The sequence below is a fragment of the Actinomycetota bacterium genome (genome assembly GCA_036280995.1).
Taxonomy (GTDB): Bacteria; Actinomycetota; CALGFH01; order CALGFH01; family CALGFH01; genus CALGFH01.
Window position 1 is genome coordinate 1 of sequence record DASUPQ010000366.1, and the last position, 9,382, is coordinate 9,382.

General features: G+C 74.2%; 12 protein-coding genes and 1 riboswitch. Of the genes, 9 read left to right on the forward strand and 3 right to left on the reverse strand.

The features are described from left to right. Positions 1-206: 206 nt before the first annotated feature. Positions 207-932: an ABC transporter permease gene (locus VF468_12275; protein HEX5879071.1), complete on the forward strand. Its 726-nt coding sequence runs from the start codon at positions 207-209 to the stop codon at positions 930-932. A 20-nt stretch (positions 933-952) separates the two neighbouring features. Here VF468_12275 and VF468_12280 read toward each other — a convergent pair whose 3' ends face one another. Beyond that, positions 953-1,687: a DUF429 domain-containing protein gene (locus VF468_12280; GenBank protein HEX5879072.1), complete on the reverse strand. Its 735-nt coding sequence runs from the start codon at positions 1,685-1,687 to the stop codon at positions 953-955. 203 nt (positions 1,688-1,890) lie between these two features. On the opposite strand from VF468_12280, the gene tsaB reads away from it, so the two are divergent. From tsaB to tsaD, 3 genes are read left to right on the forward strand one after another with little or no spacing between them, the layout of a single operon-like run. After that, positions 1,891-2,589: a tRNA (adenosine(37)-N6)-threonylcarbamoyltransferase complex dimerization subunit type 1 TsaB gene (tsaB, locus tag VF468_12285; GenBank protein ID HEX5879073.1), complete on the forward strand. Its 699-nt coding sequence runs from the start codon at positions 1,891-1,893 to the stop codon at positions 2,587-2,589. Continuing rightward, positions 2,589-3,152 carry a ribosomal protein S18-alanine N-acetyltransferase gene (gene rimI / locus VF468_12290; protein HEX5879074.1) on the forward strand — a complete coding sequence of 188 codons (564 nt, stop codon included), beginning with the start codon at positions 2,589-2,591 and terminating at the stop codon, positions 3,150-3,152. Before tsaB ends, rimI begins: the two co-directional genes overlap by 1 nt. A 2-nt stretch (positions 3,153-3,154) precedes the next feature. Continuing rightward, positions 3,155-4,201 (forward strand): tRNA (adenosine(37)-N6)-threonylcarbamoyltransferase complex transferase subunit TsaD, encoded by a 1,047-nt coding sequence (gene tsaD / locus VF468_12295; protein HEX5879075.1) that lies wholly within the window; start codon positions 3,155-3,157, stop codon positions 4,199-4,201. Between the two features lie 93 nt (positions 4,202-4,294). On the opposite strand, the gene VF468_12300 is transcribed toward tsaD, so the two are convergent. Beyond that, positions 4,295-4,792 carry a hypothetical protein gene (locus VF468_12300; GenBank protein HEX5879076.1) on the reverse strand — a complete coding sequence of 166 codons (498 nt, stop codon included), beginning with the start codon at positions 4,790-4,792 and terminating at the stop codon, positions 4,295-4,297. Between the two features lie 233 nt (positions 4,793-5,025). On the opposite strand from VF468_12300, the gene groES reads away from it, so the two are divergent. After that, a complete protein-coding gene (gene groES / locus VF468_12305; protein HEX5879077.1) occupies positions 5,026-5,319 on the forward strand; it encodes a co-chaperone GroES in 294 nt (97 codons plus the stop codon). A 17-nt stretch (positions 5,320-5,336) separates the two neighbouring features. Then, positions 5,337-6,962 (forward strand): chaperonin GroEL, encoded by a 1,626-nt coding sequence (gene groL / locus VF468_12310; protein HEX5879078.1) that lies wholly within the window; start codon positions 5,337-5,339, stop codon positions 6,960-6,962. An 80-nt stretch (positions 6,963-7,042) separates the two neighbouring features. Here groL and VF468_12315 read toward each other — a convergent pair whose 3' ends face one another. After that, entirely contained in the window at positions 7,043-7,717 is a 675-nt protein-coding gene (locus VF468_12315) for an alkylmercury lyase family protein (GenBank protein ID HEX5879079.1), read from the reverse strand. A 54-nt stretch (positions 7,718-7,771) separates the two neighbouring features. Then, positions 7,772-7,856, forward strand: a riboswitch (TPP riboswitch). A 43-nt stretch (positions 7,857-7,899) separates the two neighbouring features. On the opposite strand from VF468_12315, the gene thiO reads away from it, so the two are divergent. The 3 genes from thiO to VF468_12330 form a co-directional block, all read left to right on the forward strand. Continuing rightward, positions 7,900-9,036, forward strand: coding sequence for a glycine oxidase ThiO (thiO, locus tag VF468_12320; protein HEX5879080.1), 1,137 nt, complete (start codon positions 7,900-7,902; stop codon positions 9,034-9,036). Next, positions 9,033-9,239, forward strand: a complete 207-nt coding sequence (gene thiS, locus VF468_12325) for a sulfur carrier protein ThiS (GenBank protein ID HEX5879081.1) — start codon at positions 9,033-9,035, stop codon at positions 9,237-9,239. Before thiO ends, thiS begins: the two co-directional genes overlap by 4 nt. Then, positions 9,240-9,382 (forward strand): thiazole synthase (locus VF468_12330; GenBank protein HEX5879082.1); only part of this gene is annotated, 143 nt, incomplete at its 3' end.

Consider the following 9,382-nt stretch of genomic DNA (forward strand, 5'->3'; position numbering starts at 1 on the left):
GATGGTCGACCGGTTCGCCGTCCACGGCGCCACCCTCGACGACGTGTTCCTGGCCCTGACCGGCCACCCGGCCGGGCAGCCCGACCACGACTACGAGAACGAGCACCGGAAGGAGCCCGCGAATGTCTAGCTACGGCCGACTCCTCGATCGCGGCTGGGGGACCGTGCCACCTGCCGGCTGGGCCGTTGTCGCCGACTGGGCGGCCATGGCCGGCCGCAGCCTGCGCATGGCCCGGCGCAACGTCGACGTCCTGCTGACCTCGCTGGCCCTCCCGGTCCTGCTGATGCTGCTGTTCGTCTACCTGTTCGGCGGGGCCATCCAGACCGGCACCCGCTATGTGACCTACGTCGTCCCCGGGGTGCTGCTGCTGTGCGCCGGGTTCGGGGCCTCGATGACCGCCGTCAGCGTGACCACCGACATGACCGGCGGCATCATCGACCGCTTCCGGTCGATGGACGTGACCGGGCCGGCCATCCTGGCCGGGCACGTCGCGGCCAGCGTGGTCCGCAACCTCGCCTCCACCGTGCTGGTGTTCGGGGTGGCCTTCCTGATCGGGTTCCGCCCGAACGCCGGGCCGCTGGACTGGCTCGCCGCCGCCGGCGTGCTGCTCCTGTTCATCCTGGCCATCTCGTGGCTGTCGGCCGCGGTCGGGCTGCTCGCCCGCTCGCCCGAGGCGGCCGGCGGGTTCAGCTTCCTGGTCATGTTCCTGCCCTATCCGAGCAGCGCCTTCGTGCCCATCGAGACCATGCCGGCCTGGATCCACGGGTTCGCCCAGCACCAGCCCGTCACCCCGGTCATCGAGACCCTGCGCGGCCTCCTCCTCGGCCTCCCCGTCGGGACCAGCCCGGCCCGGGCGGTGGCCTGGTGCCTCGGCATCCTGGTCGCCTCGGTGGCCGTCTCCGGGGTGCTGTTCCGCCGCCGCACGGCCTGACGGCAGGGCCGGCCGCCACCTCAGCGGGGAGGCCGGGGCACCAGGATGGCCCCGGTGCGATCGTCCCCGGCGACCAGGGTGGCGGCCGGCCCGTGCGTCCACCACCACAGCCCCACGTACGCGCAGACGTGGGCGTCGGCCAGGTCCTCGACCGCCTTCAGCCCCGCCCCCCGCAGCGCCTCCAGCCGCCCCAGCTCCCGGGCCAGCAGGCCCGCCGGGTCGACCCGCAGCCGCGGGTCCGCCGCGGCCAGCCCGTTCAGCACCGCCGCCACCGCCCGGAGCCCGGCCCGCCGCGCGGCCGGCGGCCCCTTCTTGTAGCGGACGGCCCGCTCCAGCCCGCCCAGCTCGACCAGGGCCGGCGCCGGGAACACCTCCACCGCCCACCACCCGGCCCGCCGTCCCGGGTCCCGCGGCACCGTCAGGTACGGCCGCGGCGACCGCCCGACCAGCTCCATCGCCCGCACCCGCCCCCCGAGCAGCCCCAGGTTGGTCGGGTACGGCCCCGCCCCGGCCCGCCCGTAGCGCCGCTGCAGCTCCGCCTCGGCCGCCCGCCGGGTCCCGGCCGGGTTGGTCACGACCAGCGGCGCGTCCAGCGCCACCACCGCCCCACCCCGGTCGTGCGCGGCCAGGACCCCCGACAGCTCCTCGTCGGAGGTCGCCCACCCCTCGTCGAGCACGACCCCACCCGGGTCGAGCACGGCCACCCCCGAAGGCCGTCGCCCACCCCAGGCCAGGTCCACCCCCACGAACCGCACCGTCCATGCCTCCCTCAGCCGATCCCGGCCACGCGATACGCTCGGGGCGCGATGGCGGCGCTGCCGAGCGAGCGGGCGTGTCCCCGGACGACCAGCACGCGTGCCGTCACGGTTGTTCTCGGGACGGCGCGATCGCGGGTTGAGGTGCCACAATACGTTCTCCGCCAGCATCGCTCGAAAGGTCTTCGTTGCTCGTCCTCGCCATGGACACCGCCACCCCGGTCACAGGCGTGGCCGTCGGGTCGGAGGCGGGCACCCTCGCCGAGGTGGCCGTCCGCCACGAGCGCCGCCACGCCGAGGTGCTCGTCCCGGCCGTGCGCTGGGTGCTGGAGCAGGCCGAGGTCGACCCGGGGGCGCTGGCCGGGGTGGCCGTGGGCACCGGGCCGGGGCTGTTCACCGGCCTGCGGGTCGGGGTCTCCACGGCCAAGGCGCTGGCCCAGGCATGGGGGCTGCCGATGGTGGCCGTGCCCAGCCTCGACCTGATCGCCTTCGCCCACCGCCACGTCCGCCGGGCCATCTGCCCGGTGATCGACGCCCGCCGGGGCGAGGTGTTCTGCGCCCTGTACCGCCACGCCCCCGGTGGGGTGGTGCGGATCACCGACTACCAGGTGCTCCGCCCCGACCAGCTCGCCGCCGGGATCGAGGCCAGGGGCGAGGAGCTGCTGCTCTGCGGCGACGGGGCCCTCCTGTACCGGGAGGCGTTCGAGCACCTGGGCGAGCAGTCCCTGATCGGGGGGCTGACCCAGTCCTCGCCGTCGGCGGCCGCCCTGGTCGAGCTGGCCCTCCCGCGGATGCTCCGGGAGGAGTTCACCAGCCCGCTGGACGTCACTCCCCTGTACCTGCGGCGTCCCGACATCGACCCCAACGTCGAGCGGCGGCTGGCAAGCGGCGGGGCGGCGTGATGGCCACCATCTACCCGCCAAGGCGCCAGGTCGACGACCCGCGCCAGCCGCTGGCGATCGAGCTGGTGCCGATGCGCCGGCGCCACATCCCCCAGGTGCTGGACATCGAGCGCCAGGTGTACCCGCGGCCGTGGACCATGACCCTGTTCCTGTCCGAGATCGTGCAGCGCTCGACCCGCTTCTACATCGTGGCCAAGGCCCGCCGGCAGGTCGTCGGGTATGCCGGGCTGATGGTGTTCGGGGACGAGGCGCACGTGACCAACATCGCCGTCGACCCCGCCGCCCACCGCCGCAAGGTCGCCTCCCGGCTGCTGTTCGCGCTGGTCACCGAGGCCCGGCGCCGGGGCGCGACCGCCTGCACGCTCGAGGTCCGGGTGGCCAACCACGCCGCCCAGGGTCTCTACCACCAGTTCGGCTTCGCCCCGGTCGGGATCCGCAAGAACTACTACGCCGAGACCGGCGAGGACGCCCTGATCATGTGGGCCGAGGGCCTCCAGGCCCCGGCCTACGGCGAGCGCCTGGCCGGCCTGGCCGCCCGCATCCCCGAGCCCCGGGAGCTGTAGCGGTGCTGGTGCTCGGGATCGAGACCTCCTGCGACGAGACCGGCGTCGCCCTGGTCTCCGACGGCCGCCTGGTCCGCTCCAACGTGCTCGCCGACCAGCAGACCCTGCACGCCCGCTACGGCGGGGTGGTGCCCGAGGTCGCCTCCCGGGCCCACGTCGACCTGCTCCACCCGGCCGTTGAGCAGGCCTGCGCCCTCGGCGGGGCCCGCCTGTCGGACGTCGACGCGGTCGCGGTCACCGTCGGCCCCGGCCTGGCCGGCTCCCTGCTCGTCGGGGTGGCGGCGGCCAAGGCCTACGCCCTCGCCCTCGACCGGCCCCTGGTCGGGGTCAACCACCTGATCGCCCACGTCTACGCCAACGTGCTCGACCACGGGACCCTGCCCCTGCCGGCGGTGGTGTTCGTGGTCTCGGGCGGGCACACCAGCCTGCTGGCCATGGACGAGCAGGGGGCGTTCCGGGGTCTCGGCCAGACCATCGACGACGCCGCCGGCGAGGCCTACGACAAGGTGGCCCGGGTGCTCGGCCTCGGCTACCCGGGCGGCCCGGTGGTGGACCGCCTGGCCCGCGACGGCGACCCGGCCGCGGTCCGGTTCCCCAGGGCCCTGCTGGACGACGGCTCCGACGACTTCTCGTTCTCCGGCATCAAGACGGCCGTGCTCCGGCACGTCCGGGCGGCCGGGCCGGACGTCAACGTGGCCGACGTGGCCGCCTCGTTCCAGGAGGCGGTGGTCGACGTGCAGATCAGCAAGGTCCTCGGGGTGGCCAAGCGGGAGGGCCTTGACACGATCCTGCTCGGCGGGGGCGTGGCCGCCAACTCGCGCCTGCGGGCCCGCCTGGCCGCCGAGGCCGAGGACCTCGGCCTCCGCGTGCTCGTCCCCTCCCCGGCCCTGTGCACCGACAACGGCGCCATGGTGGCCTGCGCCGGCAGCTTCGCCCTGGAACGGGGCGAACGCACCCCCCTCGACGTCGGCGCCGACCCCAACCTCCAGATCATCCCGGGCTTCGGCCGCCGCGCCCCCCGCCGCCCCAAGCGCCGCGACCGGTCGTGACGCCGGGGTCGGGGGGGCCGGGCACACGGTGAAGGCCGGCGAGCCCCTGGGTGCTCGCCGGCCGTTGGTGGCTGCCGGTTGAGGAGGTCGCCGTCAGGCAGCCACGACCCGGTGCGCGTGCCGGCGGTGGGCGGTCCAGCCGGCCGTGGCGGCGGCGCCGACGACCAGGCCGCCGACCAGGCCCAGCAGCAGGACGGCCAGGGGGTCCAGGCCACGGCCGGTCGCGGCCGGGACCGGCTGCGGGGCGATCGTGACCACGGGAGCAGCGGGGCCGAGGTTGCGCTCGCCCGCCCGGACCTGCTCCACGGCCGACTGGGCGGCGGTGGCCGCGAACTGGCGCTCGCCGGCCCGAGCCTGCTCGATGGCGGCCTGGGTGCGGGCGGCGGCCGCGGTCTCGATGCCGCGCAGCAGCCGGTCGTTCTGGTCCTCGACCGGCGCGGCCGCCTTCAGGTTGTGGTCCAGCTCCGACTGGTACAGCGCCTTGCGCTGCTCGTTGAGGTCCTCGGCGGCCACGGCGACGGCGGTCGTCCCGATGGCGAGCGCCGCGCTCAGCGCCAGCACGGTCAGCGCCCGGTGGGTGGTGCGGCTCATGGCGTCCCTCCTTGTGAGTCTGTTCACAAGCGTTCTACGCCTCGACCGTTCCGGCAGCGTGACGGCACCATGACGACCCGGCCGATTTTGAAGTTTTTCCTCGGTTGACGGGGGCCGGTCCGGGTTCCTAGGATGCGGTTAGCACTCACAGAAGCCGAGTGCTAACATCCGCGCCGAACGTGTATCCCTTCAGGCCCGCCGCTGGGTGGGGCCACCACGCACGAGGAGGAAGGATGGGCGTCAGCCTGCAGCCGCTCGAGGACCGCATCGTCGTCAAGCCGAGCGAGGGCGAGGAGATGACCGCCTCCGGTCTGGTCATCCCCGACACCGCCAAGGAGAAGCCCCAGGAGGGCGAGGTCCTGGCCGTCGGCCCCGGCCGCTTCGAGGACGGCAACCGCGTGCCGCTCGACGTCAAGGTCGGCGACAAGGTCATCTACTCCAAGTACGGCGGCACCGAGGTCAAGCTCGCCGGTGACGAGGTGCTGATCCTCTCCGCCCGCGACGTCCTCGCGATCGTCAACAAGTAACGAGGTAGCGCGAAGCCATGCCTAAGCAACTGCTGTTCGATGTCGAGGCGCGCCGTTCCCTCGAGGCCGGGGTCGACAAGCTGGCCAACGTGGTCCGCGTCACCCTCGGCCCCAAGGGCCGCAACGTCGTCCTCGACAAGAAGTGGGGCGCCCCCACCATCACCAACGACGGCGTGACCATCGCCAAGGAGGTCGAGCTCGAGGACCACTACGAGAACCTCGGTGCCCAGCTGGCCAAGGAGGTCGCGACCAAGACCAACGACGTGGCCGGCGACGGCACCACCACCGCCACCGTGCTCGCCCAGGCCCTGGTCCACGAGGGCCTGCGCAACGTGGCCGCCGGGGCCAACCCGATGGGCCTGAAGCGGGGCATGGAGAAGGCCACCGACGCGGTCGCCGAGGCGATCCGCAACCAGGCCCGCGAGATCGAGAGCCAGGACGAGATCGCCTCGGTGGCGGCCATCTCGGCCCAGGACGCCGAGATCGGCAGGACCATCGCCGAGGCCATGGACAAGGTCGGCAAGGACGGGGTCATCACCGTCGACGAGTCGCAGACCTTCGGCATGGAGCTCGAGTTCACCGAGGGCATGCAGTTCGACAAGGGCTACATCTCGCCCTACTTCGTCACCGACCAGGACCGCATGGAGGCGGTGATGGAGGACCCCTACATCCTCATCGCCAACTCCAAGATCTCCTCGGCCCAGCAGCTGCTGCCGGTGCTCGAGAAGGTCGTCCAGGCCGGCAAGGCGCTGGTCGTCATCGCCGAGGACGTCGACGGGGAGGCCCTGGCCACCCTGGTCGTCAACAAGATCCGCGGCACCTTCAAGAGCGCCGCCGTCAAGGCCCCGGGGTTCGGCGACCGCCGCAAGGCCATGCTGGCCGACATCGCCACCCTGACCGGTGGCCAGGTCATCAGCGAGGAGGTCGGCCTCAAGCTCGAGAACGCCACCCTCGACCTGCTCGGCCGGGCCCGCCGGGTCACCGTCACCAAGGACGACACCACGATCGTCGAGGGTGCCGGGTCGGCCGATGACATCAAGGGCCGGATCGCCCAGATCAAGCAGGAGATCGAGCGGACCGACTCCGACTGGGACCGCGAGAAGCTCCAGGAGCGGCTGGCCAAGCTGTCCGGCGGCGTGGGCGTGATCAAGGTCGGCGCGGCCACCGAGGTCGAGCTCAAGGAGAAGAAGCACCGCATCGAGGACGCCCTGTCGGCGACCCGGGCCGCGGTCGAGGAGGGCATCGTCGCCGGCGGCGGCGTGGCCCTCATCCGGGCCCAGGGCGCGCTCGACAAGCTCGACCTGGGGGGCGACGAGGCGACCGGCGCGACGATCGTACGCAAGGCGCTCGAGCTGCCGCTGTACTGGATCGCCGCCAACGCCGGGCTCGAGGGCGCGGTGGCCGTCGCCAAGGTGCGCGAGCTGTCCGACAACCAGGGGCTGGACGCCTCCACCGGCGAGTACGTCGACCTGTTCAAGGCCGGCGTGGTCGACCCGGCCAAGGTGACCCGCTCCGCCGTCCAGAACGCCGTCTCCATCGCCTCCCTGCTGCTGACGACCGAGACCCTGGTCGTGGACAAGCCGGAGGAGGAGGAGGCCGGCGCCGGCGGCGCCCACGGCCACCCGCACGGCATGGGCATGTAACCGGCTCCACCCGCACGACACGGGTCCCGGCCTCCTCCGGCCGGGGCCCGTTCGCGTGCCGGGGTCAGACGAGGCCGAACCTACATGCGCCAGAAGGGGCCGGTGAGCCCCAGCTCGGCGAAGATGGCGGTCGCCTCGGCAGGGGTACGGCGGCGGTGGTCGTCGTGCAGCCGGTCCCCGTACCAGACCTTGCCCAGGCGCCACATGGTGGCCAGGTCGACCACGGCCCCGACCGGCTCGCCGGTGGCGGCCGCCCAGTCCTCGACGTGCCCGGCGTGGCAGGCCAGGCGGATGGTCGAGCAGGTCCGGACCACGTCGTCCCACCAGCGGGCGGCCGGGACGAGGAAGTGGGCCAGGTACGGCTCGGGCGGCGGCGCCTGGGGGTCGGCCAGCAGGGCCAGCGGCCGCCCGCAACCCAGGCAGGTGGTCGCGACCAGGACCGGCTGGTCGAGCGCGGCCATGATCCCGAAGGAGTCCCAGGCGCAGCCGCCCCACCACTTCTGCTCGTCCGAGGCGACCACGAAGCCCATCGGCCGGCTCGAGAACGGGTGGGCCATGCGGACCCCGACCCGGTCGGCGTCCAGCACCAGCACGTGGTCGTCATGCAGGCGTCCCCAGCCGGCCAGGACCTCCTCGACCCCGAGCTGGAGGCGGCGGGCGGCCTCGGCGGCCGTCGGCGGACGGCCCTCCTCCACGAACTCCCGGTAGACGACCTGGCGCAGCTCCCGCAGGCGCTGGGTGTCGTCGGCCTCCACGGCTGCTCCCTTCGCTGTGCCCTACCGGCACGAAGAGTACGCTGAACTCGACACACGGGAGCCCGGGCCACCGGGCTGAGAGGGCGGCTACGGGGCCGCCGACCGTCGGAACCTGCACCGGATAATGCCGGCGGAGGGAGGAGAGCCACACGACCCCCCAGCAGCCAGCCGCCGACGCCGTCGTGGTCGGGGGCGGAGTGATCGGCCTCGGCATCGCCTGGCGGGCGGCCACGGCCGGCCTGTCGGTGACCGTGGTCGACGAGGCCCCGGGCCGGGGCGCGTCCTGGGCCGCCGCCGGGATGCTGGCCCCGGTCACCGAGGTCCACTACGGCGAGCGCCCGCTGCTCGGGCTCAACCTGGCCGCGGCCGGCCGCTGGCCCGCCTTCGCGGCCGAGGTCGAGCAGGCGAGCGGCCAGCCGGTCGGCTACCGTCCCGCCGGCACGCTGGCCGTGGCCAGGGACGCCGACGACAACGCCGCCCTCGAGGACCTCTACCGGTTCCAGCTCCGCTGCGGCCTGGAGGTCGAGCGCCTGCGCAGCCGCGAGTGCCGCCAGCTCGAGCCGGGCCTGGCCCCGAGCATCCGCGGCGGCGTCCTGGCCGCCGGCGACCACCAGGTCGACAACCGCGCCCTGGTCGAGGCCCTCCTGGTCGCCTGCGAACGGGCCGGGGTGCGGACGGTGGCCGGGCGGGTCGCCGAGCTGGCCACCGACGGCGACCGGGTGACCGGGGTGGTCCTGGCCGGCGGCGAGCGGCTGGCCGCCGGGGCGGTGGTGCTGGCCGCCGGGTGCTGGAGCGGCGGGCTCGGCGGGGTGGCGGCCGAGGCGCTGCCGCCGGTGCGGCCGGTCAAGGGGCAGCTGCTGTACCTGCGGGGGCCGGCCGACCAGCCGCTGTGCCAGCGCAACGTGCGTGGGCTCGAGGTCTACGTGGTGCCCCGGACCGACGGGCGGGTGGTCGTGGGGGCGACCGTTGAGGAGCAGGGCTTCGACACCCGGGTGACCGCCGGAGCCGTCCACGACCTGCTCCGGGCCGCGCTGGAGCTGCTGCCCGACGCGGCCGAGCTGGAGCTGGCCGAGACGGTGGTCGGCCTGCGGCCCGGGTCGCCCGACAACGCGCCCATGCTCGGCCCGGCCGGCCCCGAGGGGCTGGTGGTGGCCACCGGCCACTACCGCAACGGCATCCTGCTCACCCCGGTGACCGCCGACGCGGTGGCCGAGCTGCTGGCCAGCGGCCGCGTCCCCGACCTGATCGCGCCGTTCGCGCCCGACAGGTTCGCCCGCGGCGGCCGGCCCGAGGTCGGTGCCGAGAGGAGCGTGCCGTGACCGTGATCGTCAACGGCCAGCCGGCCGAGGTGGACCAGGGCCAGACCGTGGCCGGGCTGCTGGCCCGTCTCGGCCACCCGCCCGGCGGGCCGGGCATCGCCGTCGCCCTCAACGGCGAGGTGGTGCCCCGCAGCGCCTGGCCCACCACCGGCCTCGACGACAACGACCGCGTCGAGGTGCTCGGCGCCTCCCAGGGAGGTTGACTGATGGATGATCCCCTCGTCATCGCCGGCCAGGCGTTCACCTCCCGGCTGGTCATGGGGACCGGCGGGGCGGCCAGCCTGGAGGCGCTGGAGCGGGCCCTGGCCGCCTCCGGGACCGAGATGACCACCGTCGCCCTCCGCCG

What these genes read in the sequence shown, in the direction of transcription:
- groL (HEX5879078.1), top strand. Translation starts at nt 5,337, where the DNA reads ATGCCTAAGCAACTGCTGTTCGATGTCGAGGCGCGCCGTTCCCTCGAG.
- VF468_12300 (HEX5879076.1), bottom strand. Translation starts at nt 4,792, where the DNA reads ATGAGCCGCACCACCCACCGGGCGCTGACCGTGCTGGCGCTGAGCGCG.
- VF468_12275 (HEX5879071.1), top strand. Translation starts at nt 207, where the DNA reads ATGGCCGGCCGCAGCCTGCGCATGGCCCGGCGCAACGTCGACGTCCTG.
- tsaB (HEX5879073.1), top strand. Translation starts at nt 1,891, where the DNA reads ATGGACACCGCCACCCCGGTCACAGGCGTGGCCGTCGGGTCGGAGGCG.
- rimI (HEX5879074.1), top strand. Translation starts at nt 2,589, where the DNA reads ATGGCCACCATCTACCCGCCAAGGCGCCAGGTCGACGACCCGCGCCAG.
- groES (HEX5879077.1), top strand. Translation starts at nt 5,026, where the DNA reads ATGGGCGTCAGCCTGCAGCCGCTCGAGGACCGCATCGTCGTCAAGCCG.